This window comes from Nocardioides sp. CPCC 205120 (assembly GCF_048654585.1).
Lineage (GTDB): Bacteria > Actinomycetota > Actinomycetes > Propionibacteriales > Nocardioidaceae > Nocardioides.
In genome coordinates, this window is the sequence record NZ_JBMCYY010000001.1 from 1,390,229 (window position 1) to 1,415,988 (window position 25,760).

The window sequence follows — 25,760 nt, forward strand, 5'->3', positions numbered from 1 at the left end:
GCCGCCGCCCTCGGCGCGTGCGGGCGGGAGGAACGGGTGCGGAGGAACGGGTTGGCGGGAGCTCCGTCGTACCCGTTGACACCGAGTGCCACCAGTTCTTACTGTGGCCTGGACCACACAAACCCTGCATATCATTACCAGGGAGTCATTTCCCGCCGTGGTCGTCCCACGTCTGTCTGGAGAGGATCGGCATGAAGACCATCGGAGCGCTCATCTGGGAACCCGGCACGCGATCGGGTTGGAGCGTCGAGGACATCGAGATCGACCCGCCGAAGAGCCGCGAGGTGCTCATCAAGCTCGCGGCATCCGGCATCTGTCACAGCGACGACCACGTCGACACGGGGGACATCCCGCTCGACTGGGGTCCGATCATCGGCGGTCACGAGGGCGCCGGCGTCATCCAGGAGGTCGGCCCGGACGTCGAGGGCAGTGGCTTCGAGCTGGGGGACCACGTGGTGCTGTCGTTCCTGCCCTCGTGCGGCAAGTGCCGCATGTGCACCCTGGGACGCTCGAACATGTGCGAGATGGGCGCGGGCGTGCTCGGCGGGTACGCGCCCGACGGCACCCACCGCGTGCACGCTCGCGGCCAGGGCGTCGGCCCGTTCTCCTACCTGGGCACGTTCTCGCCGTACGTCGTGGTGAGCATCGACTCGTGCGTGAAGGTCCCGAAGGACCTGCCGCTCGACAAGGCGGCGCTCATCGGGTGCGGCGTGCCGACCGGCTGGGGGTCGGCCATGTACGCGGCCGACATCACCATGGAGGACACGGTGGTCGTCGTCGGCACCGGCGGGGTCGGCATGAACGCCGTGCAGGGGGCCCGCCACCGTCGGGCGAAGAACATCGTCACGATCGACCCCAACGGCTACAAGCGCGATCAGGCCAAGGTGTTCGGCGCCACGCACGCGTGCGCCGACTACGAGGAGGCCGCCGAGGTCGTCGCCCAGCTGACGAACGGTCAGGGGGCCGACGTCGTCATCATCACCGTCGACGTGCTCCGCGGGGAGATCCTCAACCCGGCGCAGGAGATGACGCGGCGCGGGGGCACCTTGGTCGTCACCGCGGCCGCGCCCGTGATGCAGCGCGACGTGCCCTTCGACCTCTTCACCTTCGCCATGTCGGGCAAGCGGATGCAGGGCAGCCTCTACGGCACCACCATCGCGCGGCGCGACATCCCGCTGATCGCCGACCTCTACAAGCGCGGCGAGTTCAAGCTCGACGAGCTGATCACCAAGACCTACAAGCTCGAGCAGATCAACGAGGCCGTGCAGGACATGCGCGACGGCAAGAACATCCGTGGGGTGATCGTGTATGACGACTGAGCCCCGAGAGGCGGCGACGGCCGACTGGGTCGCCATCGTCCACGCGACGCACACCTACGCCCTCGGCCTCGATCGCTTCGACCCGGCGCTCGCGCTGAGCGCATTCACCGAGGATGCCGTCTGGGACGCGACCGCGGTCGGGCTCGCCCGGTACGAGGGTGCTGACGAGATCCGTGGCTTCTTCGAGAAGGACGCCTCCCAGGTGCGCGACCAGTTCCACGTCATCACCAACCACCGGGTGGAGGTGACGGGGGACGGGACGGCGGTCGGCACGAACTACGTCTTCTCCGAGGGGCACCTGGCCAGTGGTGCGCCGTTCAAGGCCGCGGCGCTCAACGAGGACGCGTACCGGCGCACCGGCGAGGGGTGGAAGATCAGCTCGCGCGTGATCTCGCCGCTCACGCCGCCCGAGATGGGGGAGTTCGAGGCATGAGCGAGGACGAGGGCAAGCGGCTGATCGTGGCGTACCTCGATGCGGTCGGCGCGCTCGACGTCGAGGCGATCGCGCCCCTGTTCGCCCAGGACGGTCGGGTCGACCTCCCGTACGCGCCCGACGGCGTGCCTCGCGCCATCGAGGGTCGCGAGGGCATCGACGCCTACTACCGGGCGCTGCCGCAGATGGTGGCGGAGATGAACTTCGCCGACTACCGCATCTGGGCCCTCGACCAGCCGGGGGAGTACGTCGCGGAGTACGTCTCGAGCTCGTCGATGAAGGCCACCGGCGCGCCGTACGCGAACACGTACATCACGCGGGTATCCGTCCGCGACGGGGAGATCACCCGACTGGCGGAGTACTTCGACCCCGTCGAGCTCGTCCGCGCGCTCGGCGGGACCGTCGAGATGCCGGCGTAGTCGCGGAGGACGAGCAGGGCGTCGGGGCGTCGGCACGGGGAACCCGGGCCGACGCCCCGACGGCGTGGGCGCAGCCGGGCTACGTGAGGGCGCCGCCGACCGCGGCGTCGCCGGCCTCGTCGAACCGCAGCTCGCTGAGGCCCTCGCGCGGTGGCACCTCGATGCGCAGGGCCACCGACGCCTTCTGCTGGCTCCACTTGACGACGTCGAGCAGCACCTCGGCGATCTCGGCCTCGCTGAGATGGCGTCGCACCGCTGCCCGCAGCTCCGGGCCCGCCGAGGCCGGGTCGAGGATGACTGCGTCGGCGAGCATCAGGGCGGCCTTGGCCCGGGGCGGCAGGTCGCTCGCCGCGTGGTGGTCGACCTTCGCCGCGGTCGCCTCGTCCAGCTCGTCCGCGGCGGCGACGTCGCGCACCGAGCGGCACAGCCGGCAGTCGTGGACCCGGGCGCAGCGCAGGCGGACGAGCTCGGTGAGGACCGGGTCGAGCGCCCGCTGGCGCATGGCGGTGCCCGCGAAGGCGGCGACGGCGTGGTCGACGGGGGTGCCGTACTTCGGCACGCGCGGGTCGCTGGGGAGCGGGATCCGCGGGGCGCCGCTCACGCGAGCACCGCCGCTGCGACGTGGTCCGCACGGGCGGTGAGGTCGACCGCCCACACGACGTTGGCCAGCTCGTGCAGGTGCAGCGGACCCGTGTGGGCGAGCAGCGCCTCGACCTCGGCGTCGGCCATGTCCGAGACCGCGAAGACGAACTGGTCGACGAAGGCCAGGAGCGCCCGCTCGCGCTCGGTGAACGCGTCGGAGGACTCCCACGCGTCGAGCGCCTCGCTCTTCCCGATGGGAAGCGCCCCTTCGTGCTGAGGCGTGACGGGCAGTCCGAGCATGTCGTGGACGCGCTGGCGCACCAGCGCGAGCGTGGCAGCGTCGACGGTCCTGGCCACCACCCGCTCCACCTCCGCCAGCGCGCGCACCGTCTCCGGGGCGAGCGCCGCCAGGGCTGCACGCCCACGCGCGGCGGGGTCGTCCGCGGGCGGGTCGTGCGCCGGGACGGGGGCGTCGTGGTCGTGCACCGCGTCCGTCACCGGCTCACGGCTGTCCGCCGTCGACGGTGAGGATCGACCCGGTCGTGTACGACGAGAGGTCGCTCGCCAGGTAGAGCGCGGCACCGACGATCTCCTCGGGCTCCCCGCCGCGACGGGCGGCGAAGCCCTGGGCGCGCCGGGCGAACGCCTCGGCGTCCCACGCCTTGCTGATGTCGGTCAGGAAGGTGCCGGCCATGATCGCGTTCACGCGGACCGAGGGCCCGAAGGTGTGCGCGAAGCCCACGGTGAGGGCGTTGAGCCCTGCCTTCGCGGCGGCGTACGGGAGGATGTGCGGCTTGGGGTGGACCGCCCCCGCGCTCGAGATGTTGATGATCGAGCCGCCCTCGCCCTCGGCCATCCGCGTGCCGACGAGGGCGGTCAGGCGGAACGGACCCTTGAGGTTGACGCCCAGGACCTTGTCGAACAGCTCCTCCGACACATCGGTGACCTTGTCGTAGACCGGACTCATCCCGGCGTTGTTGACGAGCACGTCGACGCGGCCGAACGCGGCGTACACCTCGTCGACCAGGCCGTCGAGCGCGTCCCAACGGCCCACGTGCGCGCCCAGGCCGAGCGTGCGCCGCCCCGTGGTCTCGGCGAGCTCGGCCGCGAACTCGACGCACGCGTCACCGTTGCGGCTGGCGACGACCACGTCGGCTCCCGCCTGGGCGAGGCCGATCGCCATCGCGCGTCCGAGGCCGCGGCTCCCGCCGGTCACCAGCGCGACGCGACCGGCCAGGTCGAAGTGGGGGGCGGGGGGCGTGGGAGGAGGGGCGTCGGTCACGAGTGCTCCTGGTCGAAGAATGGCAGCGATCGGGTTGACGACGAGCAATCTATCAGTATGGTGATCATAGTTATCATCCACTCGGGTGCCGGTGTACGGACACCCCAAGGTCCCAGGGGGCCCATGTGCTGGGTTTTCAGTTGACCCCGGAACAGCTGCAGCTGCGAGAGCTGGCGGCCGAGGTCGCGCGAGAGGTGTACGCGCCGCTCGCGGAGCAGTGGGACCGTGAACGCACGGCGCTGCCCGCGGCCGAGGTGAGGCGTCTCGCCGACCTCGGGTTCCTGGGGATCGCGATCCCGGAGGAGTACGGCGGTCACGGGGGCACTCTGCTCGATGCGCTCATCGTCCAGGAAGAGCTCGCCAAGCAGTGCCGCCCCGCGGCCTTCCAGATCTTCGAGGCCAACGTCGGCCCGTGCCGCGTCATCGAGTTCTTCGGCACCGAGGAGCAGAAGCGGCACGTGCTGCCGCGCGTCGCCACGGGCGAGATCACGATGGCGATCGGCATCTCCGAGCCCGACGCGGGCTCCGCGGCCACCGACATGAAGACCCGCGGACGCCGCGAGGGCGACGAGATCGTCATCACCGGCAACAAGCGGTGGATCTCCAACGGCGGCCACGCGGACCACTACCTCGTCTACTGCCGGCTCAACGACGACCCGGGCGCCAAGGGCATCGGTGCCGTCATCGTGCCCGCGGACACCCCGGGCGTCTCGTTCGGGGCCCCCGAGAAGCTCATGGGCTTCCGCGGGATCCCCAGCGCCGACATCTACCTCGACGAGGTCCGCGTCCCGGCGGCCAACGTGGTCGTCGATGCCGGGGGGTTCCACAAGCTCTTCGGTGTCTTCTCGATCGAGCGGCTCGGCAACGCGACGATGTCGCTGGCCATCGGCCAGGCCTCGCTCGACCGCACGATCGCGTACGTCGAGCAGCGCCGTCAGTTCGGGCGTCCGCTGGTGGAGTTCCAGAACGTGCAGATGACCGTGGCCAGCATGGCGACGCAGGTGGAGGCGGCGCGGCTGCTCATCTACCGGGCCGCCGTCAACGGCGGCACGGGCCTCCCGGTGCCGTTCGAGGTCTCGGTCGCCAAGTGCTTCGCCAACGAGATGGGCAAGCAGGTCTCCGACCTCGCCATGCAGATGCACGGCGGCAACGGCTACTCCGAGGAGTACGGCATCGAGCGCCTCCACCGCGACTCCCACGGCTGGGCGATCGCGGGCGGCACGCCGGCCATCCAGCGTGTGAGGATCGCCTCCGAGCTGTTCGGCCGGAACTTCAACCAGCGACCCCCGGAGGCGATCGGTCAGTGAACGCGCCTGGAGCCCCTGCCGCCGACGCGGGGGCGCTCTTCTCCCTCCCCGCCGTCTACGTGGACCTGCAGGAGGAGGCGCGGAAGCTCGCCGCCTCCTGCGAGGACGTCGCCGCCCGCGCCGACGAGGCCGACCGCTTCGACCCGGACGTCCGTGAGCGGCTGGCCGCCTCCGGCCTGACGCGCGTGGTCGTCGCGGCCGAGCACGGCGGCCGCTTCGAGCGGGTCGACTCCCTCGCGGTCACGGTGGTGCGCGAGGCCCTCGCGGGCGTCAGCGCCCACCTCGACTCCATGTTCGCGATGCAGGGCATCGGCTCCTACGCGGTGTCGGTCGCCGGCTCCGAGCGGGTACGGCGGGAGTGGCTGCCGCGCGTCGCCACGCTCGACGCGGTGGCGGCGATCGGCCTGACCGAGCCGGACGTCGGCTCCGACCTGCGGGCCATCACCACGACCGTGGAGCAGGACGGCGACGAGCTCGTCCTGAACGGGCACAAGTCGTTCATCACCAACGCCCCCGACGCCGACTTCTTCGGCATCCTGGCGAGGGAGGGCGACGACTTCTCGCTCGTCCTCGTGCCCGCCGCGACGCCGGGCGTCACGGTCACCTCGCCCCACCAGATCGTCGCACCGCACGTGCTGGGGGACGTGGTGCTTCAGGACGTGCGGGTCCCGCTCGACCACCGGCTGGGCGAGCGGGGGGCCGGCTTCAAGCTGATGCTGTCCACCCTGGCCACCTTCCGGGTGTCCGTGGCGGGGGCGTCGGTCGGCCTCGCCCAGGCGTCGCTCGAGGAGGCGCTGGCGCACGCCACCACCCGCGAGCAGTTCGGCACGACGCTGGCCCGGCTCGGAGGCGTGCCGGCCTCGCTGGCCACCTGCTGGATCGAGATCGAGATGGCGCGCTCGCTGACCTACCGCGCGGCCGCCGCAGCGGCACAGGACCCCCTCGCCGGCCTGCACCTCTCGTCGATGGCGAAGGTCGGGGCCACGGAGGCGGCCGGTCGCGTCGTCGACCGCTGCGTGCAGGTGATGGGGCGCTTCGGCCTGCTGCGCGGAGGCAAGATGGAGCGCTTCTACCGCGAGGCGCGGCCGATGCGGGTCTACGAGGGCTCCACCGAGGTCATCCTCGACTCGCTGGCCAAGAAGCTGGTCAAGGACTTCGCCGGCGGTGCCCGGTGATCATCGACTGCCACCTCCACGTCTGGCCGGACCACATCGCGAAGGCGATGCAGTCGCAGCGCCCCGCCGGCATGCCGCTGCGCTTCGACGGGACGCTGGCGGGACTGCTCGCCACGATGGACGAGTCCGGGATCGACAAGGGCCTGGCGCTCGGCGTCGGCATCAAGGCCTCGGTGGTCGAGCGCACGAACGAGTTCATCGGCACCGTCCCGCGCGACCGGCTCGTGCCCTTCGGCACGGTCCACCCCGACCTCCCCGTCGAGCAGAACATCCGCTCCCTCAAGGACAACGGGATCGTCGGCGTCAAGCTGCACCCGCTGTTCCAGACGGTGTCGCTCGCCGACCCGCGCGTCCACGACATCCTGGCCGCGCTGGCGCAGGAGGGCATGCCGGTCGTCACGCACGTGGGTGCCGGGGCCGATCCCGAGGCCAACGAGCGCGGCGCCCCGCACCTGCTGCGCGCGCTGGCCGACTCCCTGCCCGACCTGCAGCTCATCGCCTGCCACTACGGCGGCTACCACCGCCTCGACGAGGCGGAGCAGCACGTGGTCGGCTCGAGCGTCACCCTCGAGACGTCCTGGCCGCCGACGATGGCCGAGCTCGAGCCCGAGAAGGTGCTCGCCCTCATCCGTCGCCACGGCGCCGATCGGGTCGTCTACGGCTCCGACTGGCCGATGGCGGACCCGGCGGCCGAGATCGCGGCCATCCGGAACCTCGGGCTCACCCCCGAGGAGGAGGCCGCGATCCTCGGCGGCAACCTCGCCCGGATCCTCGGGCTCTGAACGCGGCCGGGGACACCGGCGTACCCCAGGAGTGACCATGCCCGAGGCCTTCCTCGTCGCCGCCGTCCGCACCCCGGTGGGCCGGCGCGGCGGCTCGCTCGCCGCGGTCCACCCCGCCGACCTCGGTGCCCACGTGCTCCGGGCGCTCGCCGAGCGCAGCGGCGTGGACCCCGGCGCCGTCGACGACGTCCTGTGGGGCTGCGTCGGACAGGTGGGTCCGCAGGCGTCCAACGTCGGACGCACCACCGTCCTGTCGGCGGGCTGGCCGGAGGCGGTGCCCGCCACGACGATCGACCGGCAGTGCGGCTCCTCGCAGCAGGCGCTGCACTTCGCGGCCCAGGCCGTGCGCTCCGGCATGCAGGACCTGGTGGTCGCCGGGGGCGTCGAGGTGATGAGCCAGGTGCCGATCGGTTCCCCGACCATCGTCGGCGTCGAGGCCGGCATGGCGCACCCACGCGGCGGCGCCGGCTGGGCCTCGCGCTACGGGACGCAGGAGATCTCCCAGTTCCGTGGCGCGGAGCTCATCGCCGAGCGCTGGGGTCTCACCCGTGAGGCGATGGAGGCCTTCGCGGTCGAGAGCCACCGCCGTGCGCTCGCCTCCTGGGCCGCGGGGGAGTACGACGCGGAGGTCGCCCCGCTGCTGGATCTCGCCGTCGACGAGGGCCCCCGTGCGGACGCGACGCCGGAGAAGCTGGCCGGCCTGGCGGCGCTGCGCGAGGGCGGGCGCCTCACCGCCGCGCTGGCCAGCCAGATCTCCGACGGCGCGGCCGCCGTCCTCGTCGCCTCCGAGCGCGCCGTCGCGCAGCACGGGCTGACTCCGCTCGCGCGCGTGCACACGGCGGTCGTCGTCGGCTCGGACCCGGTGCACATGCTGACGGGACCGATCCCGGCCACCCGCCTGCTGCTGGAGCGCTCCGGGGTGGGGCTCGACGCGATCGGCTCGTTCGAGGTCAACGAGGCGTTCGCCAGCGTCCCGCTGGCCTGGCTCGCGGAGACGGGCGCCGACCCGGCGCTGACCAACCCCCAGGGCGGAGCCATCGCCCTGGGGCACCCGCTCGGCGGCACCGGGGCGCGCCTCCTCACCACGCTCGTGCACCGCATGCGCCGCGCGGACCAGCGTTACGGCCTGCAGGTCATGTGCGAGGGCGGCGGCATGGCGAACGCGACGCTCCTCGAGCTGGCGTGAGCACCGCGCCGGCGACCGCGCGCACGCGTCCGGGGTCGGCGCGCGGCGGCGACACCGGGCTCGTGGTGTGCCTGTCCTTCGCCGCCCTGACCGGCGCGATCGTCGCGGGACTCGGCAGCCCGATCGTCTTCGAGGTCTCCAAGGAGCGCGACGTCGCGATCCCGGACGCCCAGTGGACGCTGATCGTCACGCTCGTCGTCGGGGTCGTGGGCACGCCGGTGCTCTCGCGCCTGGCCGACGGCCGGCGTCGCCGACAGCTGCTGGTCGGGGCGCTGCTCGTCGTCGCGGCCGGGAGCGCGCTCGCCCTCGTGCCCACCTTCCCCAGCCTCCTGGCCGCCCGGTCGTTCCAGGGGTTCGGCTACGCCATGGTGCCCCTCACCGTCAGCATCGCGCGGGAGCAGCTGCAGGGCGTCGTGCTGGCGCGCACCCTCGGCGTGCTGTCGACCAGCGTCGCGGTGGGCGTCGGCCTGGGCAACCCCGCCATCGGGCTGTGCGTCCTGGTGGGCGGCTACCCCGCCGCGTTCGGGCTCGCCATGGTCGTCGCCGGGTCGGCCGCCTACTGGGTGTGGCGGCGCGTGCCCGTCTCGACCCACGACGTCGGCGAGGTGCGCATCGACGTCCCGGGTGCGCTGCTGCTCGGCGCCGGGCTGTCGGCGACGCTCCTCGCGGTCGCGCGCGGGGACCTCTGGGGATGGTCGTCGCCGCAGGTGCTCGGGCTGGGGTCGGGCGGGGCGCTGCTGCTGCTCGCGTGGGTCGTCCTCGAGCTGCGGGTCGCGGCCCCCCTGGTCGACCTCCGCCTGACCTGCGCACGGGGCGTGCTGGGCGTGAACGTGGCGGCCTTCCTGCTGGGCATCGGTGTGTTCGGCGGGGTCACGGTCGTCATCCTCGTCGTGCAGCGCCCGCCCGAGACGGGCCTCGGCCTCGGCCACACGGTGCTGGTGACCGGTCTGCTGATGCTGCCGATGGCGCTCGCGAGCCTCTTCTCACCACCGTTCGCCCGGGCCGCGGAGGCGGCGATCGGGTCACGGGCGGTGCTCTCGGTGGGCTCCTTCGTCGTCGCCTCGTCGTTCGGCCTCTTCGCGGTCCTGCACGAGGCGTGGTGGCACGTGGCGCTGATGATGCTGCTGATGGGCATCGGCATCGGCGTGGCCTACTCGGTCATGCCCGCGATCATCGTCGCCCGCACGCCGGCGTACCGCACGGCCAGCGCGACCGGCATCAACCAGGTGCTCCGCCTGCTGGGCGGTGCTGTCGGGGCCGCCGCCGCGGCGGCGGTGCTGTCCGCCCACACCCCGCCGGGCGCCTTCCACCCCGACGAGGCCGGCTACGTCGCCGCGGCGCTCGTCTCCTGCGCGGGTGCTGCCCTGGCCGGTCTCCTCGCGTGGGTGCTGCTGCCGCCCCGACCGCGCGGCTGAGCGCGGCCCGCCCCGTCCCCCGACCGATCCCCCCACCCGACCCCACCGACCCCGCCGACCCCGCCGGAGGAACCGATGTCCCGCATCCCGCCCGCCGATCCCGCCGTCTACGCGCCGCTGTTCGGCGCCGACGCCCCGCTGCGCCAGCAGGTGTACGCCCGCGCCCCCCACCTCGCCGGCGCCTACCTGGACTGGACGACCGCGCTGCGGGGCCGTGCCGAGCTGTCCGCCCGCCTCGTCGAGCTGCTGCGGCTGCGGGTGGCGTTCCACAACCAGTGCCGCAGCTGCATGGCCATCCGCTACCGCAGCGGGGCCGACGACGGGGTCGACGAGGACCTCGTCTGCTCGCTGGAGAAGCCGCTGGAGGCGCCGGGGCTGACCGAGGCGGAGCGCCTCGCGATCGACTTCGCCGACCGCTTCGCGACCGACCACCTCTCGATCCGCGAGGAGCACTTCGGGCGGCTGCGAACGCACTTCACCGACCGGGAGCTGATGGAGCTCTGCTTCCACGTCGCGTCGTTCGTGGGCTACGGCCGCATGGGCGCGGTCCTCGCGATGACCGACGACCTGCCCGAGGAGTACGCCGACCCCGACGCCGAGCTCGCCCCCTGGCGGCAGGCGCCGTCCGAGGTGGTCTGAGCCCGCGGGGCCCCCGGCCCCGCCCCGGCCGACCCGGGCCCCGGGCGGAACGCGACCGGCCCCACCGACGGACAGCTGGTCGTCGGCGGGGCCGGGGTGCGGCGGGACCGCGTCACTTGGCCGTGAGGCCACCGTCCACCGGGATGGTCACGCCGGTGACGTAGCTCGACATGTCGCTGGCGAGGAACAGCGCCACCTGGGCGATCTCCTCGGGCTGCGACGCGCGGCCGAGCGGGATGGTCGCGAAGAAGGCGGCCTTGCGGCGCTCGATCTCCTCCGGGTCGTCGATGCGGAAGAACCCCGGCAGACCGGGGGTCTCCACGGAGCCCGGGGCGATCGCGTTGACCCGGATCCCGTCGGCGGCGTGCGCGAGCGCCATCGAGCGCACCAGCGCGATGACGCCGCCCTTCGTGAACGAGTACATGGGGCTGAACGGCGAGCCGACCAGGCCCGAGGTCGAGCTGGTGAAGATGACCGAGGCGCCGTGGGCCGCCTTCAGCGCGTCCATCAGGTAGCCGGACAGGAAGAAGCTGGCGCGGCCGTTGATCTCGAGGCCGAGGTCCCACTCCTCCTCGCTGAGGTCGAGACCGGCGGCGCCGGGGACGCCGACGTTGTTGTACAGCACGTGCAGCCGACCGTGCTCCCGGGCGACGCCGTCCGCCATCTCCTTCAGGGCGCCGAGGTCGCGCACGTCGACGGCGGCGTACGCCGCGCTGCCGCCCGCGGCCTCGATGCCGGCGACGGTGTCCTTCGCGGCCTGCTCGTCCAGGTCGACCACGACCACGTGGGCGCCCTCGCGGGCGAACGCCTCGGCGCCCGCGCGTCCCATGCCGGACGCCCCTGCGGTGACGAGCGCGACCTTGTCCTTGAGCAGCATCTGTTTCTCCTGGTTCCTTCTCGGGGTCCGGTGGGGGTACGGCGTCACGCGCGGACGGCGTGGCGCGCGGGGCTGGTCACGAGCTGCTGGGCCAGCGCCCAGGCCTGGCGGGTCGCGAAGACGAGGCGGCGGGGCGCGTAGGCGTCGCCGAGCACGTGCACCTCCGGCAGCTCGTCCTTGAGCTCGTCGTACAGCCGGGGGTCGGGGACGCTGCCGCAGGCCAGCACGACGGAGTCGAACTCGGCGTCGAGCGGTCGCTCGCGCCACGAGTAGACGTTGCGTGTCGTCACGCCGTGGCGGCCGATGTCGACGACCTCCTCCATGAAGGTCATGCGCACGTCCTGGGCGTCGAGACGACCGAGGATGCCGCCGATGATGTAACGCCCCAGCAGCGGGGCCGGTTGGTGGGTGGCGTACACGACGTGGACGTCGTGCCCGGCGCCGGCGAGGTGGTCGGCGACCGACAGCGGGGCCACGTGGTCGTCCTGCGCGACGACGAGCACGCGGCGGCCGGGCGCGGCCGTGCCGGCGAGCACGTCGCGGACGTCGAGCACGTGGGGGGCGTCCGCGCCGCGGATGTCGGGGCGGCGCGGGCCGGCGCCGGTGGCGACCGCGACCACGTCGGCGCCCGCGGCGCGGACGTCGTCGGCCGTGACCCGCTCGCCGAGGCGCAGGGTCACGCCGAGGCGGGAGAGGCGGCGTACCTGCCAGTCGAGGTAGCGCGCATAGCCCTCGTGGCGGGGGGCGCGCACCACGTAGCGCAGCTGGCCGCCCAGCTCGGGCTCGGCCTCGCGCAGCTCCACCTCCATCCCGCCCTCGGCGGCGAGGGCGGCCAGCTCCATGCCGGCGGGCCCGCCGCCGACGACGAGCAGGCGGCGCCCGGGGGCCGGGTTGTGCCACGGCGCCTCGTCCTCGTGGCTGGTGCGCGGGTTCACCGCGCACCCGAACGGCAGGTTCTCGACGTAGCGACGCGAGATGCACTCGTTGCCGCCGACGCAGGGGCGGATCTCGTCGGCGCGGCCAGCGCGCGCCTTGGCGAGCAGGTCCCCGTCGGCGATGTGGGCGCGGGCCATCCCGACGACGTCGGCGTGGCCGGCGGCGAGGACCCGCTCGGCCACGTCCGGGTGGTTGATGCGGCCCGTGTGGACGACCGGCAGCGCGACCGCACGGCGCAGCTCGCCGGCGAGCGCCGCGAACTCCGCGGGGTCGTTGTAGGTGGGCTGGATGTAGCTGGGGTTGCCCCAGGGGCTGCCGACGACGCCGTGGACGTAGTCGATGAGGCCGGTGGACTCGAGGTACGCCGCGAGCTCGACGCCGCCGGCGACGTCGTAGCCGCCCGGCACCTCCTCGCGGATGTTGAGCCGGACGCCGACCGTCATCGTCGAGCCGACGGCGTCGCGGATCGCCCGCAGGCACTCGGTCGCGAAGCGCGCGCGGTTCTCGAGCGACCCGCCGTACGCGTCCTCGCGGCGGTTGGTGAGGGGGGAGAGGAACCACTCGTGCAGGTCGTCGTGGTTGAGGTGCAGCTCGACCCCGTCGGCCCGGCCCTCCTGCGCGAGGCGGGCCGAGTAGGCGTACTCGGCGACGAACGCGTCGATGTCGTCGGTGTCCATCACGTGGGGCACGAGGTTGAGGACCGGGTTGCTCGGCACGGCGGACGCACCGTGCGGCATGCCGCCCTGGTGCACCATCTGGACCGTCACCCGGGTGTCGAGCGCGTGGAGGGCGTCGCTGTAGGCCTGGACGCGCTCGACGAAGAAGGGGAGACGGAAGAAGCCCAGCGTGGCCGCGCCGACGCCGGTGGGCTCGAAGCCCGGGACGAGGTGGTTGCGCACGTGCGTCGACAGGCTCGCGACCCATGCCGGCCCGTCGTCGCGGCAGCGCTCGACGAAGTAGGCGATGTTGCGCTCCGCCTCGGTGTCGGTGCCGTAGATGTTGCCGATCGCCGACGCGTGCGGCGGGAGCATGACACGGTTGCGCAGGTGCATCGTGCCGACGGTGACCGGCGAGAACACGTGGGGGTGGTCGGTGCTCGCGCCCGGCTCGTCGCTCATGCGTCCTCCTCGTCCGCCGCGGTGACTCGCGCGGGTTGATGTTCATGATTATTATGGTCCAGGTCACGTTAGGACGGAACCCCTCGGCGCGCAACGTCGCCGGGCCGGGGACGGACGGTGACGGGCCAGGACGGACACGACCGGACCACGACGAGGAGCGCCATGACCCACGTCATCACGCGGAGCTGCTGCAACGACGCCTCGTGCGTGCCGGTCTGCCCCGTGAACTGCATCCACCCGACGCCGGACGAGCCCGACTACGGGACGGCGGAGATGCTCTACATCGACCCGGCGGAGTGCATCGACTGCGGCGCCTGCGTCGACGCCTGCCCCGTGCGCGCGATCCAGGCCGACTACGACCTCGAGGGTGACGCCGCGCAGTTCGAGGAGATCAACGCGCGCTGGTTCACCGACCCGGCGCACGCCGACTACCCCGACACCGCGCCCGTGCCGCCCCGCCGCGACTGGAGCGCGGTGACCCACCCGCTGCGCGTCGCCGTCGTCGGCTCGGGGCCGGCCGCCTGCTACGCGACCGAGGAGCTGCTGGCCCAGCGCGGGCTGGACGTGCAGGTGGACGTGATCGAGCGCCTTCCGACGCCGTTCGGCCTGGTCCGCTACGGGATCGCGCCCGACCACCAGGACACCAAGGCCGTCGGCGACGTGTTCGCGACCGTGCTCCGCAAGAAGGGCGTCCGGCTGCTCTCGAACGTCGAGGTGGGGCGCGACGTCACCCACGCCCAGCTCGCGGAGCGCTACCACGCGGTGATCTACGCCGTCGGCGCCATGCAGGAGCGCCCCCTCGACGTGGAGGGGGAGGACCTCCCCGGCGTGCACTCCGCCACCGACTTCGTGGCCTGGTACAACGGTCACCCCGACTACGCCCACCTCTCCTTCGACCTCTCCTGCGAGCGGGTCGTCGTGCTGGGCAACGGCAACGTCGCCCTCGACGTGGCCCGCGTGCTGGCCCAGGACCCCGAGGCCCTGGCCCGCACCGACGTCGCCGACCACGCCCTCGAGGCCCTGCGGTCCTCGCGGGTCCGCGAGGTCGTGGTGGTCGGGCGCCGCGGTCCGGTCGAGGCGGCGTTCACGACCCCAGAGCTCATCGGGCTGCGGGGTGCCCCGGGCCTCACGGTGGCGGTGGACCCCGACCAGGTCGCCGGGGCGGGCACCGACGACGTGTCCCTGCAGGCCAAGGTCGAGCTGCTCGGCGAGCTCGCGGCAGCGGGCGGGGCCGACGAGGCGGGCGGCGGGCGCGTCGTCCGCCTCCGCTTCCTCTCCTCCCCGCGGGCGCTGCTCGGCGACGACCGGGTCACCGGCGTCCGCCTCGAGCGGAACCAGCTCGTGGAGACCGCGGGCCGCACCGCGGCGCAGGGCACCGGGGAGACCGAGGACCTGGAGTGCGGGCTCGTGCTGAAGGCGGTCGGCTACCGCGGGCGTCCCGTGGCCGACCTCCCGTTCGACGAGCTGCGCGGCGTGGTGCCCAACGCGCAGGGCCGCGTGCTCGTCGACGACCGGGAGCAGCCGGGGCTCTACGTCACGGGCTGGATCAAGCGCGGCCCCTCGGGCGTGGTGGGCACCAACAAGGCCTGCGCCCAGCAGACCGTCGGCCTGCTCCTCGACGACCTCCGCGACGGGCTCCTGCCCGCCCCGGCCGCCGATCCCGGGCTCGCGGACCTGGCCGACCTGCTGCCCGGTCACGTCGACCTCGCGGGCTGGAAGGCCCTCGACGCCCACGAGCGCACGGCCGGCCGGGCTGCCGACCGCCCCCGCGTCAAGGTGGTCGCCGTCGACCGCATGCTCGAGGTGGCCCGCTCCGGGTGAGCAGCGCGACGCACCCACCGGCGCTGCGGCCCGCCGTACCGCGTGCGAGCCTGGCCGGGTGACCACCGCACAGCCGCTCGACCTTCCCGACCTGCCCGCCGGCCTCCGCCTCGTCGTCGTCGACATGGACGGCACGCTGCTCGACGGCCGCGGCGAGGTGCCGGACGGCCTGTGGCCGCTCCTGGAGCGGCTGCGCGCGGCGGGGGTCGCGTTCGCCCCGGCGAGCGGCCGGCAGTACGCGACCCTCGAGCGCACCTTCGCCCCGGCGCTCGACGGCATGGTCTTCATCGCGGAGAACGGCACGATGGTGGTGCGCGACGGCGTCGAGCTGAGCTCCACGACGCTGGAGCGCGAGGCCGTCACGGGGGTGGTGGCCGCCGTACGACGCGTGGTCGCCGAGGGGCGCGACGCCGGCACGGTCGTGTGCGGCAAGCGGACGGCGTACGTCGAGCGCACCGACGAGGCCTTCCTCGCCGAGGTGCGTCGCTACTACGCGGCCCTCGAGGTGGTCGACGACCTCGACGCCGTCGACGACGCCTTCGTGAAGGTGGCCGTCCACGACGCCGAGGCCGCCGAGCCGGTGGGCGAGGCGCTCGCGGGGTTCCGCGCCTCCCACCAGGTCGTCGTCTCGGGCGCGCACTGGGTGGACGTCATGCCCGCCGGGGTCACCAAGGGCGACGCGGTGCGGCGCCTGCAGGACGAGCTCGGCATCGGGCCGGAGCACACGGTCGCGTTCGGCGACTACCTCAACGACCTCGAGATGCTCGACGCGGCCGAGGGCTCCTTCGCGATGGCGAACGCGCACCCCGAGGTGCTGCGCCGGGCGAGGCACCGTGCCCCCGCCCACACCGAGGCCGGGGTGCTGACCGTCGTCGGCGCGCTGCTCGACCGGGCGGACGCCGCCGGGCCGGCCGGGCCGGCCGGGGCGCCGGGGGCCGCGTGAGCGACGTCCTCCTCCTCGTCCTCGCCGGGGTCGGGGCCGGCCTCTGCGGCTCGGTCGCGGGCCTCGCGTCCTTGGTGTCCTACCCGGCGCTCCTCGCCGCCGGGCTGCCGCCGCTGGCCGCCAACGTCAGCAACACGGTGGGGCTGCTGGCCAACGGTGCCGGCGCGGGGCTGGCCTCGCGCCGCGAGCTGGCGGGCCAGGGCGGGCGCGTGCTGCGCCTGTGCGCGTGGTCGGCGCTCGGTGGCACGGTGGGGGCCGCCCTGCTGCTGGCCGGGGGCGAGGACACCTTCGAGGTCGTCGTGCCGGGCCTGGTGGCGCTGGGCGCGGTGCTGCTGCTGGCCCGCGACCGGATCCGCGCGTCCGTCGCGCGCCGCCGCGAGCGCCGTCTCGCCGCGGGCGACGGCCCGCCGGTGCGGCGGGCGTGGGCGGGCGGCCTGCTCATCGCCCTCGTCGGGGTGTACGGCGGGTACTTCGGCGCCGCCGCCGGCATCATCCTGCTCGCGGTCCTGTCGGTGCAGACCACCGAGGCGTACGCGATCACCAACGCCGTCAAGAACCTCGTGCTGTGCGCCGCCAACGCGGTCGCCTCCGTCGTGTACGTCGTGCTCGCCCCGGTCGACTGGGCCGCCGCCGCCAGCCTCGGGCTCGGGGCGCTCGTCGGGGGCCTCCTGGGCCCGCACGCCGTGCGCGTCCTGCCCGAGACGCCGCTGCGCTGGGCCGTCGGCCTGGCCGGCCTCGCGCTCGCCGTGCACCTCGCCGTCTCCTGAGCAGCGCGCTGCCGGCGTCGACCGTCGCCTACGCCCATCTCCAAGCCGGGAGCAGTGCGCGCCCCGATCGAGCTCGGATGGCGCCGCGCCACAAGCCGTACCCGTAGGCCAGGTCGTCCGCACGCCGCAGTACGGCATAGGTGACCGGGTCGAGGTCGGGACGTTGCCGCACCCACCCGGTCGCGGTGTCGACGAGCACCGCGACGACGACCAGGCGCCGTACCCGGCGCGAGGCGAGGGCACCGGCGACGGCGAGCGGCCAGTGGTGGCGCAGCAGTGACCAGGTGAGCTGCTCGCAGTTCATCCGCGTGCCGCGCCCGACCAGGGCGGCGGCCGCGCGGCGGGCCTCGCCGCCGCCACCGAGCCGCCCCGCCAGCCGGTGGCCGACCACAGCTGCAATCCCCGCCGCGACGGCACCGCCGAGCGGGCGTTGCCACACCGCGGCCGCCAGCTGCGCGACGCCCAACGGCGCGAGCACGGCCGGAGCGGCCAGGTCGCCGTGCCGGCGCGCCAGGGCAGCCGTGCTCTCGCCGTAGTCCGACTTGCGCCGTGCCCACGCCACCGGTGCCGTGCGGTGGTCGTGGTAGGCCCGGGCGCCTGCGTCGTACCGCACCCGCCACCCGCCCCGGTGCAGTCGCCAGACGAGGTCGACGTCCTCGCCCACCTCCAGAGTGGCGTCGAACCCGTCGCCCAGGGCGTCGACCCGGGCGAGGACGACGGCTGAGGGGACGTACGCGACCGGCCCGCCGGGGGCCACCCACGCCGAGACGGGTCCCCGGTCGAGCGAGGAGGCGGCGGCCTCGTAGCGCGCAAGCACCGACCCGTCCTCCACCAGCGCGGCGACCCGCGGTGCCGCCGCCGCGACCCGGGGGTCGGCGAAGGCGCCTCGCAACCGCTCGACGTCGGCGGGAGCGACGACCACGTCCGAGTCCGCGAACAGGACGAACGCGGCACCCCGCTCTCGGGCCCGGAGGAGCCCGGCGTTGCGTGCCCCGGCAGGACCCAGGTTGGCTGGCAGCCGGAGCAGCTCCGCGTCGTGCAGGGCCGCCACGTCCCGCAGTGCAACCGGGTCGGGGGAGTGGTCGTCCACCAGGACGACGGGGTGGAGTCCGCCGAGCGCCCGTAGCAGCCGGTCGACGCCCTCGGCGCGCCCGAACGCCGGCACGACGACCACCAGGCCGCCGCGGTCGGGCAGCGGGTCACCGGTGGGCAGGTACGTCGCCAGGCCCGCGTCGACCAGCTGCTCGGCGAACGTCGCCCGCGCCGTCGACCCGTCCAGGGCGAACCCTCCGTCGGCCAGCAGCGCGACCCCGCCGGCACCGAGGCGGACGGCACGGGCAGGCGCTCCGCCGACGAGCAGCGCACCGTAGCGGCGCACACCGGGCGAGAGCTCGACGCGCGTACCCACGGGCAGCTCGACGGCGTCGTCGTCGAGAGGGGTGCCGAGCCGTGGGCGCGTCGGCCGGACCCGGTCGTCCCGTCCCGGTGCGGCACGCCGCGTGCGACGGGACGCCATCAGAGCCCGAACCCGCCGTCTGCGTTGACGACCGACCCGTTCAACGCCGCGCCCGCGGGCGAGCAGCACAGCGCCACGACCTCGGCCACCTCGGCCGGCTCGAGCGCGCGACGCAGTCCCTGGTGGGCGGCGAGCTCAGCCTCCGCGACGCCGTACAGACCGGCGGTCGCGGTGAGCATCGGCGTGCGCATCGCTCCCGGCGAGACCGCCACCGCCGCGGCGCCGGTGCCCACCAGGTCGGCAGCGAGGCCGCGGACGATGCCGACGACGGCATGCTTGGCGGCGGTGTAGGCCGCCAGGCCGAACATGCCACGCTCGCCCGCGGCGGAGGCGACCGCGACGAAGCGGGCCCGGTGCGGCTCGGGCGAGACGAGCAGGTGCGGGACGCACGCGACCGCGGTGTTCCACACGCCACGCGCGTCCACGTCCCACAGCTCGTCGAGCACCGTGTCCGGGGTCTCCCACAGCGGTGTCCCGCCGCCCATCACCGCGGCAGCGGCGACGACCGCGTCCAGCCGGCCCCGGCGCTCCACCACGTCGGCCGCCAGCGCACGCAGACCGGCAGCGTCGCGGACGTCGAGCACGTGCGACTCCGCGCACGGACCGACGACAGGGGCGACGTCCACGCCGACCACCGCGAACCCGTCGCGGCGCAGGGCGGCGAGGAGCGCCGTACCCAGACCGCCCGCCGCGCCCGTCACCAGCGCGACCGGGGTAGCCGACGGGTCGACCTCGACGGGTGCGGCGCTCACGCCCCGACCCGCCCACGCGGCCGGGACGCCGGGGCGTCGGCACGTGCACCGGCGGGTTCGGTCAGCATGCCGCGGTGGTCCGGTACGCCGTGCCGCACGCGCCGCAGCACGTCGCGGGTGATCTCCGCCGTCAACATCCGGCCCTCCTCGGCGCTCGCACCTGTCGGGTCGCCCAGCACGCCGTTGGACGAGACGGCCCGCACCCCACCCGTCACCATGGTCGGCAACAGCTCGGCCAGGGGGGCGGTGTTGCCGGCCGCCGCGTGTCGCATCGTCACCATCCCCGGGCGCAGGTGCAGCATGATGGAGGTCTCGCCGCGTCCCGCGTGGAGGTCGAGCTCCTCGGTCGCGCAGGCGACCCAGGAGGTGCCGTGACCCTCCGCGCGCAGCTGCACGACGGCCCTCTCGAGGGCGAAGACGTTGCCGCCGTGGGCGTTGACGAACACGACCCGGGGCGTCCACAGCTCGGCGGAGCGGACGAGCTCGACGAGCAGGGCGGCCAGCGCGTCGGTGCCGATCGACAGCGTGCCGGCGAACCCGTGGTGCTCGCCGCTGGCACCCAGCAGGATCGGCGGGGCGACGGTGACCGGTCCGTCCTCGAGCAGGTGGGCGGCCACGCGTCCGGTGACCTCCACCGCGATCACGGCGTCGGTGTCGAGGGGGAGGTGGGGCCCGTGCTGCTCCAGCGAGCCGACCGGGACGAGGAGGAGCGCCCCGGACGGCACCTCCGGCCAGCTGTGGGCGGACAGAGCGGTCACGGTGCTCCTCTCGCTGGATGGTCGTCGGTCGGCCGGCCGCGGACCCTCCGGGGGAGGGCCGGGCACCGGAAGCACGGGAGGCACCTGGAGCACCGGAACGGCGCCTCAGGCCCCTACGGGCGCGACGTGCCCGCCCTCGCCGGACGACGCGGGCGCCCTCGGCGGCACCTGCAGTTCCTGGCCCAGCGTGCGGTGGAAGCCCTCGGGCACGACCAGGTGCTCCGGCCGCAGCTCGTGGATCGACGAGACCCCCATGCCGCGCAGGTTGGAGTCGACGCCTGTGCGGAGGATGTCGAGCACGTTGCCGACGCCCGCCTCGCCGTTGGCGGCGAGTCCCCAGAGGTACGCCCGGCCGATCAGCACCGCGCGCGCGCCCAGGGCTACCGCCTTCACGACGTCCGAGCCGCGGCGGACGCCGCCGTCGATGACGACCTCGATCTGGTCGCCGACCCGGTCCGCGATCGGCTTGAGCATCCGGATCGTCGCGGGCGTGCCGTCGAGGTTGTTGCCGCCGTGGTTCGACACCGAGATCGAGTCCACGCCGGCGTCGACGGCCCGGACGGCGTCGTCGACGCGGCTGACGCCCTTGAGGATGAACGGCTTGCCGCCCGAGATCTGCTTCCACTGCTCGCCCATCCAGGCGATGTCCTCCCACGAGGGCGGCGCCGTGGTCATCCACTCGTAGTAGGCGCCGAAGAACGTCGGACCCACGATCCCGCCGGGGGGTGCCAGGTTGGGCGCGGTGAGGTCCGGGATCGTGCCGGTCCTGCCGAAGGTCCACAACCAGCGCGGCTTGCCGGCGACCTTCGGTGCGAAGCGCACCATCGTCCTCAGGTCCACCTTCTCCGGGATCTCCGGCGAGCCCCAGTCGCGGCCGATCGAGAACGACCAGTCGGTGGTCGCGATCAGCCCGAGCGCGCCGGCGTCCTGCGCGCGCTGCATCCGGTGGAGCATGATGTCGCGCTCGCCGGTCCAGTACATCTGGAAGAACGTGCGTGCCCCCGTCGCGGTGACCTCCTCGACGGACTTCGACGCGAAGTTCGACAGGCCCATCAGGGTGCCGCGGCTGTGCGCGGCGCGGGCCACGGCGACCTCACCGTCCGGGTGCACGGCCTGCACGCCGGTCGGCGAGATGACGACCGGTTGCGAGATCTCCTGGCCCCATAGGGTGGTGGCCTGCTCGCGCTCCGCCTGCTGGCCGGCGACGACGGGCTGCAGACCGATCTCGGTGAAGGCGGTCTGGTTGTCGTTCGCGGACTGGCCGCGCTCGGAGCCGGCGACGAGCGCTCCGTAGACGGGCTGCGGCAGCCGCTTGCGGGCGCGTTCCTGCGCGACGGCGACGGACTCGAACCAGGGGTTCTGCTTCCAGGGGTTCTGCAGCCACTCGGGCTTGGCCATGGGTCTCTCCTGCGGGTGGAGCGCCGTGGGGAACGGACGGCGGATGGGACGGATGTTGGTGCGGGGCGCCGATCAGCAGCCGCAGGCGCCGGACGCGCAGCCGCTCGCGGCTCCCAGGGCATCCGTCGCCGGATCGAAGCCCGCCAGCGGGCTCTCGGCGCAGGCAGAGACGGGACGCGATCGGGGGTGGACCGCCGCGCCGAGGTCGTCGGGGCGACGCGACAGCTGCAGCATCACCGGCTGGTTGCGGGTGGGGTTCCTCTTCGAGTGGTCCTGGCTGGCGGCCGGGATCACCCGTCCGCCGGCTTCGTTCATGGCGGTGAGGGCCGACTCCCCGTAGCCCTGCACGCACTCGGGGTCCGGGCCGTCGAGGGGCAGACCGGTGAAGAACTTGGCCGCCATGCAGCCGCCGCGGCACGCGTCGAAGAACGCGCACTTCGCGCAGGCTCCGCCCGTCTGCGGGGACCGCAGGTCGCGGAACAGCGGCGAGGTCTGCCACACCTGCTGGAAGCCCCCGTCTGTCAGGAGGTTGCCGGCGTGGAAGTCGTCGTGGATGGCGAAGGGGCAGGCGTACACGTCCCCGATCGGGTCGATCAGGCACACCACCCGACCGGCGCCACAGAGGTTGAGGCCCGGCAGTGCGCCGCTGCCGTCCTCGGCGCCGAACGCGGCGAGGTGGAAGAACGAGTCGCCCGTCAGGACGTTCTCGCCGCGTGCGACGAGCCAGTCGTAGAGCTCGCGCTGCTGTGCCGGCAGCGGGTGCAGCTCGTCCCACACGTCGGCGCCCCGCCCGCTCGGACGCAGCCGGGTCAGGCGCAGCGTGGCGTCGTAGCGGTCTGCGATGGCCTTGAACTCGTCGAGCTGACCGATGTTCTGCCGGGTGCAGACCACCGAGATCTTGGCGTCAGAGAACCCGGCCTCCTGCAGGTTCTCCAGGGCTCGGATCGCGGTGTCGAAGGAACCGGGGCCGCGGACGTAGTCGTTCACCTCGGCGGTCGCGCCGTCCAGCGAGATCTGGACGTCGACGTAGCCGTTCATCGCGGGCGAGGCGAGGAAGGCGGCCCGCTCCGCGTCCAGCCGCACGCCGTTCGTGGAGAACTTCACCCCGACGTCGTGCGCGATCGAGTACTCGAGCAGCTCCCAGAAGTCCGGACGGATGGTGGGCTCGCCACCACCGATGTTGATGTAGAAGACCTGCATGCGCTGGAGCTCGTCGATGACGGCCTTCGCCTGCTCGGTGGAGAGCTCGCGCGGGTCGCGGCGACCGGAGCTCGACAGGCAGTGGGCGCACTCGAGGTTGCAGGCGTACGTCAGCTCCCACGTCAGGCAGATGGGGGCGTCCAGGCCCAGCTCGAACTGGTCGACCAACCGGTCGCCCCGCGGCGTGCGGTCGCCCGAGCTCGGGAGCAGGCGACCGATGGTGGTGGCGGGCGCCCCGACGCCTGGGTCCGGGGCCCTCTCGGGTGCCAAGGTCATGCTGCTGCTCCTTCGCCGTCGCCCGTGCGGGGGCGGATCATGTCGGTGCGGGCGAGCCCGGTGAGTGCGCCGGCGTAGGCCGCCCACTGCTCGGGCGGCACGCCGACCGCGGCCAGCGTGGCCGCGACGTCGGGGTGGGCGTCCAGCGCGCGGACGACGGCCACCAGGTCGGGTCGCTTGAGGAAGGTGAGCCTCCGGTTGCCGAAGTGGTAGGCGAGCGCCCCGAACGGCTCGGGGCGCAGCGCCACCGAGGGCGAGACGACCCACGGCTGGTCGAGCTCGACCGTCGGCCCTGTGCGGCCGCCGGCCTCGTCGGGATCCTGCGTCGGGTTCGAGGCGTTCGGGGCGTCGCTCATGTCGTGACTACCCGTGCGGCTCAGTAGACGCCGCACATGCCGTCGATCGAGATCTCCTCGACCAGCATGTCCACGGTCAGGTCGGTGGCAGTCTCGACGCGCTCGTCGGGATTGGACATGACGCTCTCCTATCGTTGGGGAGCTTGGTCGGAGTGGCGCTCCCGCTGTGCCGTGCGCCACATTAACGGCACTTGGTGTCAGATGGAACGGCTTTCGGCACCTGATGTCAGAATGAGGTCCACGGAGAGGTGGGACAGGGATGAGGAACCGCCCCGGCGGCTCGATGTTCGGGCGGCCCCGCTCGACCACCCACGGCTCGATCGAGGCCGCCGCGCTCCGGCTGTTCGAGGAGCAGGGATTCGAGCAGACGACCGTCGACGACATCGCGGAGGCCGCCGGGATCAGCCGACGCACCCTGTTCCGCTACTTCGCGTCGAAGAACGACATCCCCTGGGGGAACTTCGCCGACGGTCTCGAGGAGCTGGAGCGTCGCCTCGAGGCCGCGCCGACCGACGTGCCGCTCTGGATGGCGCTGCACGAAGCGATCCTGGACTTCAACGCCCTCGCGGAGGACGCGGTGGCCCAGCACCGGCGCCGCATGCGGCTGCTGCTGCGCACGCCGGCGCTGCAGGCGCACAGCGCGCTGATGTACGCCGAGTGGCGCGGTGTCGTCGCCCGGTTCGTGGCCGCCCGGACCGGCACGGACCCCGGCGACGTCCGCGCCGTCGTCGTCGGGCACGCCGCGCTCGCGGTCTCGCTGGCCGCGTACGACGCCTGGTTGTCGCACGACGACGCCGACCTCGGAGAGCTGCTGGACGAAGCCCTCGCCGCTCTGCGGGAGCACCTCGGGGCGTGACGTCCCTCGGGGGCTGCGCGCGGTGGCCGGGCCCGCGGAACGGAGATGTCGCCGGTGTCATCGGATTCCGTCCGCGCACGCGCCGGACGTCCCGGTCGGCCGGCCGGAAGACTGCGGGGGACCGCCGCCAGGACGAGCGCGCTGCTGGCCGGCTCGATACGAGCAGGTGTGACGACGCGGCGTCGTGGCGCCCGCGACCACCGGCGCGCGATGCTGGGGCCCATGAGCGAGCGCGAGGTCGACCTGGTCGTGATCGGGACGGGTCCGGGCGGTGAGGCGCTGGCGGGCGGCGCCGCGCGGGCCGGCCTGGAGGTGGTCGCCGTCGAGCAGCACCTCGTCGGCGGCGAGTGCCCCTACTACGGCTGCATCCCGTCGAAGATGATGCTGCGCGCCGCCGACACCCTCGCCGAGGCCCGCCGCGCCGGCCTGCTGGCCGGCGACGTCGAGGTCGTGCCGTCGTGGCGCCCCGTCGCGGAGCGCGTCTCGGCCGAGGCCACCGCCGGGTGGGACGACACCGCCGCCGTGCAGCGCCTCGAGGACGCCGGCGGGCGCCTGGCCCGCGGCACCGGCCGGCTCGTCGGCGAGCGCCGCGTCGTCGTCACCGCCGCGGACGGCACGGAGACGACGTACGTCGCGCGTCGCGGGGTCGTGCTCAACCCGGGCACCCGCCCCGCGGCGCCGCCCCTGCCCGGGCTGGAGGGCACGCCGTACTGGACCAACCGCGACGCCGTGCGCGCCACCGGGCTGCCCGGCACCCTCGCGGTGCTGGGCGGCGGCCCGATCGGGTGCGAGCTCGCCCAGACGTTCGCGCGGTTCGGGGTGCGGGTCACCGTGGTGCAGCACGGCGAGCGGCTGCTGCCGCGCGACGAGCCGGAGGCTGCCGCGGTGCTCACCGACGCCCTGGTGGCGGACGGGGTGCGCGTGCTGACCGGTGTCGCGGCGACCGGCGTGGACCACGCCGACGGGGCGTTCACCCTCGCCCTCGACGACGGGCAGGAGCTGCGCGCCGACCAGCTGCTCGTCGCCGCCGGCCGCACCCCCAACCTCGACCTCGTGGGCCTCGACAGCATCGGCCTCGACGCCGCCGCCCGCGCCCTCGAGGTCGACGACCGGCTCCACGTGGTGGGCGACGACGGGCCGCTGCCGTGGCTGTGGGCCATCGGCGACGTCGTGGGCGAGGGCGCCTACACCCACGTGTCGATGTACCAGTCGGCCATCGCCCTGCGCGACCTGCTGGGGGAGGAGGGGGCTCCCGCGCGGTACGACGCGCTGCCGCACACGACGTTCACCGACCCCGAGGTCGCGGGCGCCGGCCTGACCGAGGCCGCCGCGCGCGACGCGGGGCTGCGCGTGCGGGTGGGCTCGACCCGCCTGGAGGACTCGTCCCGCGGCTTCACCCACGGACCCGGAGCGACCGGGATCGTCAAGGTCGTCGAGGACGCCGACCGGGGCGTGCTCGTGGGGGCCACCGTGGTGGGGCCGGCCGCGGGCGAGATCCAGGCGGTGCTCACCCTGGCGATCCACGCCGCGGTGCCGGTGGCCTCGTTGCGCGAGATGATCTGGGCCTACCCGACCTTCCACCGCGCGATCGACAGCGCGCTGGCCGACCTGTCCTGACGGCCCGGACCCACCTGCCCGCGGGCCCCA

26 protein-coding genes are annotated in these 25,760 nt (G+C 73.9%); 14 read left to right on the forward strand and 12 right to left on the reverse strand.

Translation table 11 applies throughout. The features are described from left to right. Positions 1-191: 191 nt before the first annotated feature. The 3 genes from ACOACO_RS06495 to ACOACO_RS06505 are packed head-to-tail and all read left to right on the forward strand — an operon-like array spanning position 192 to position 2,171. Positions 192-1,319 carry an NDMA-dependent alcohol dehydrogenase gene (locus ACOACO_RS06495; protein ID WP_420295426.1) on the forward strand — a complete coding sequence of 376 codons (1,128 nt, stop codon included), beginning with the start codon at positions 192-194 and terminating at the stop codon, positions 1,317-1,319. Continuing rightward, a complete protein-coding gene (locus tag ACOACO_RS06500; RefSeq protein ID WP_420295427.1) occupies positions 1,309-1,752 on the forward strand; it encodes a nuclear transport factor 2 family protein in 444 nt (147 codons plus the stop codon). The genes ACOACO_RS06495 and ACOACO_RS06500 overlap by 11 nt, the downstream gene beginning before the upstream one ends. Beyond that, a complete protein-coding gene (locus ACOACO_RS06505; protein ID WP_420295428.1) occupies positions 1,749-2,171 on the forward strand; it encodes a nuclear transport factor 2 family protein in 423 nt (140 codons plus the stop codon). Before ACOACO_RS06500 ends, ACOACO_RS06505 begins: the two co-directional genes overlap by 4 nt. 79 nt (positions 2,172-2,250) lie before the next feature. Here the strand turns inward: ACOACO_RS06505 and ACOACO_RS06510 are convergent, their stop codons facing one another. From ACOACO_RS06510 to ACOACO_RS06520, 3 genes are read right to left on the reverse strand one after another with little or no spacing between them, the layout of a single operon-like run. Beyond that, on the reverse strand, positions 2,251-2,772 hold the full coding sequence (locus ACOACO_RS06510) for a carboxymuconolactone decarboxylase family protein (RefSeq protein WP_420295429.1): 522 nt from the start codon (positions 2,770-2,772) through the stop codon (positions 2,251-2,253). Next, complete coding sequence (locus ACOACO_RS06515) at positions 2,769-3,251, reverse strand: hypothetical protein (RefSeq protein ID WP_420295430.1); 483 nt, start codon at positions 3,249-3,251, stop codon at positions 2,769-2,771. The genes ACOACO_RS06510 and ACOACO_RS06515 overlap by 4 nt, the downstream gene beginning before the upstream one ends. Before the next feature lie 4 nt (positions 3,252-3,255). Then, positions 3,256-4,035: an SDR family NAD(P)-dependent oxidoreductase gene (locus ACOACO_RS06520; RefSeq protein WP_420295431.1), complete on the reverse strand. Its 780-nt coding sequence runs from the start codon at positions 4,033-4,035 to the stop codon at positions 3,256-3,258. A gap of 140 nt (positions 4,036-4,175) precedes the next feature. Between ACOACO_RS06520 and ACOACO_RS06525 the strand changes: the two genes are divergently transcribed. The 6 genes from ACOACO_RS06525 (at position 4,176) to ACOACO_RS06550 (ending at position 10,539) form a co-directional block, all read left to right on the forward strand. Beyond that, positions 4,176-5,342, forward strand: coding sequence for an acyl-CoA dehydrogenase family protein (locus ACOACO_RS06525; RefSeq protein WP_420295432.1), 1,167 nt, complete (start codon positions 4,176-4,178; stop codon positions 5,340-5,342). Next, a complete protein-coding gene (locus ACOACO_RS06530) occupies positions 5,339-6,517 on the forward strand; it encodes an acyl-CoA dehydrogenase family protein (RefSeq protein ID WP_420295433.1) in 1,179 nt (392 codons plus the stop codon). The genes ACOACO_RS06525 and ACOACO_RS06530 overlap by 4 nt, the downstream gene beginning before the upstream one ends. After that, the gene (locus ACOACO_RS06535; RefSeq protein WP_420295434.1) at positions 6,514-7,299 is read left to right on the forward strand and encodes an amidohydrolase family protein; all 786 of its coding nucleotides are present in this window, start codon (positions 6,514-6,516) and stop codon (positions 7,297-7,299) included. The genes ACOACO_RS06530 and ACOACO_RS06535 overlap by 4 nt, the downstream gene beginning before the upstream one ends. A gap of 37 nt (positions 7,300-7,336) precedes the next feature. Further along, positions 7,337-8,485: an acetyl-CoA C-acyltransferase gene (locus tag ACOACO_RS06540; RefSeq protein WP_420295435.1), complete on the forward strand. Its 1,149-nt coding sequence runs from the start codon at positions 7,337-7,339 to the stop codon at positions 8,483-8,485. After that, on the forward strand, positions 8,482-9,900 hold the full coding sequence (locus ACOACO_RS06545; protein ID WP_420295436.1) for an MFS transporter: 1,419 nt from the start codon (positions 8,482-8,484) through the stop codon (positions 9,898-9,900). The genes ACOACO_RS06540 and ACOACO_RS06545 overlap by 4 nt, the downstream gene beginning before the upstream one ends. Positions 9,901-9,975: 75 nt before the next feature. Next, complete coding sequence (locus tag ACOACO_RS06550) at positions 9,976-10,539, forward strand: carboxymuconolactone decarboxylase family protein (protein WP_420295437.1); 564 nt, start codon at positions 9,976-9,978, stop codon at positions 10,537-10,539. 112 nt (positions 10,540-10,651) lie between these two features. On the opposite strand, the gene ACOACO_RS06555 is transcribed toward ACOACO_RS06550, so the two are convergent. Further along, entirely contained in the window at positions 10,652-11,416 is a 765-nt protein-coding gene (locus tag ACOACO_RS06555) for an SDR family NAD(P)-dependent oxidoreductase (RefSeq protein WP_420295438.1), read from the reverse strand. 44 nt (positions 11,417-11,460) lie between these two features. Next, on the reverse strand, positions 11,461-13,470 hold the full coding sequence (locus tag ACOACO_RS06560; protein WP_420295439.1) for an FAD-dependent oxidoreductase: 2,010 nt from the start codon (positions 13,468-13,470) through the stop codon (positions 11,461-11,463). Positions 13,471-13,632: 162 nt separating this feature from the next. Between ACOACO_RS06560 and ACOACO_RS06565 the strand changes: the two genes are divergently transcribed. From ACOACO_RS06565 to ACOACO_RS06575, 3 genes are read left to right on the forward strand one after another with little or no spacing between them, the layout of a single operon-like run. Then, on the forward strand, positions 13,633-15,291 hold the full coding sequence (locus tag ACOACO_RS06565) for an FAD-dependent oxidoreductase (protein WP_420295440.1): 1,659 nt from the start codon (positions 13,633-13,635) through the stop codon (positions 15,289-15,291). 58 nt (positions 15,292-15,349) lie between these two features. Further along, positions 15,350-16,234 carry a Cof-type HAD-IIB family hydrolase gene (locus ACOACO_RS06570; RefSeq protein ID WP_420295441.1) on the forward strand — a complete coding sequence of 295 codons (885 nt, stop codon included), beginning with the start codon at positions 15,350-15,352 and terminating at the stop codon, positions 16,232-16,234. Then, on the forward strand, positions 16,231-17,001 hold the full coding sequence (locus tag ACOACO_RS06575; RefSeq protein WP_420295442.1) for a sulfite exporter TauE/SafE family protein: 771 nt from the start codon (positions 16,231-16,233) through the stop codon (positions 16,999-17,001). Before ACOACO_RS06570 ends, ACOACO_RS06575 begins: the two co-directional genes overlap by 4 nt. A gap of 28 nt (positions 17,002-17,029) precedes the next feature. Here ACOACO_RS06575 and mftF read toward each other — a convergent pair whose 3' ends face one another. The 7 genes from mftF to mftA form a co-directional block, all read right to left on the reverse strand. Next, positions 17,030-18,409 (reverse strand): mycofactocin biosynthesis glycosyltransferase MftF, encoded by a 1,380-nt coding sequence (gene mftF, locus ACOACO_RS06580; protein WP_420295443.1) that lies wholly within the window; start codon positions 18,407-18,409, stop codon positions 17,030-17,032. Positions 18,410-18,516: 107 nt separating this feature from the next. Next, positions 18,517-19,269: a mycofactocin-coupled SDR family oxidoreductase gene (locus tag ACOACO_RS06585; protein ID WP_420295444.1), complete on the reverse strand. Its 753-nt coding sequence runs from the start codon at positions 19,267-19,269 to the stop codon at positions 18,517-18,519. Then, positions 19,266-20,027, reverse strand: a complete 762-nt coding sequence (mftE, locus tag ACOACO_RS06590) for a mycofactocin biosynthesis peptidyl-dipeptidase MftE (protein ID WP_420295445.1) — start codon at positions 20,025-20,027, stop codon at positions 19,266-19,268. Before mftE ends, ACOACO_RS06585 begins: the two co-directional genes overlap by 4 nt. 105 nt (positions 20,028-20,132) lie before the next feature. Further along, a complete protein-coding gene (mftD, locus tag ACOACO_RS06595; RefSeq protein WP_420295446.1) occupies positions 20,133-21,425 on the reverse strand; it encodes a pre-mycofactocin synthase MftD in 1,293 nt (430 codons plus the stop codon). A 72-nt stretch (positions 21,426-21,497) separates the two neighbouring features. Next, positions 21,498-22,901 (reverse strand): mycofactocin radical SAM maturase, encoded by a 1,404-nt coding sequence (gene mftC / locus ACOACO_RS06600; protein ID WP_420295447.1) that lies wholly within the window; start codon positions 22,899-22,901, stop codon positions 21,498-21,500. Then, a complete protein-coding gene (gene mftB / locus ACOACO_RS06605; protein ID WP_420295448.1) occupies positions 22,898-23,257 on the reverse strand; it encodes a mycofactocin biosynthesis chaperone MftB in 360 nt (119 codons plus the stop codon). Before mftB ends, mftC begins: the two co-directional genes overlap by 4 nt. A 20-nt stretch (positions 23,258-23,277) precedes the next feature. Beyond that, complete coding sequence (gene mftA, locus ACOACO_RS06610; protein WP_420295449.1) at positions 23,278-23,376, reverse strand: mycofactocin precursor MftA; 99 nt, start codon at positions 23,374-23,376, stop codon at positions 23,278-23,280. Positions 23,377-23,516: 140 nt separating this feature from the next. On the opposite strand from mftA, the gene mftR reads away from it, so the two are divergent. Beyond that, on the forward strand, positions 23,517-24,113 hold the full coding sequence (gene mftR, locus ACOACO_RS06615) for a mycofactocin system transcriptional regulator (RefSeq protein WP_420295450.1): 597 nt from the start codon (positions 23,517-23,519) through the stop codon (positions 24,111-24,113). A gap of 222 nt (positions 24,114-24,335) precedes the next feature. Then, positions 24,336-25,730, forward strand: coding sequence for a dihydrolipoyl dehydrogenase family protein (locus ACOACO_RS06620; RefSeq protein ID WP_420295451.1), 1,395 nt, complete (start codon positions 24,336-24,338; stop codon positions 25,728-25,730). Positions 25,731-25,760: the final 30 nt, after the last annotated feature.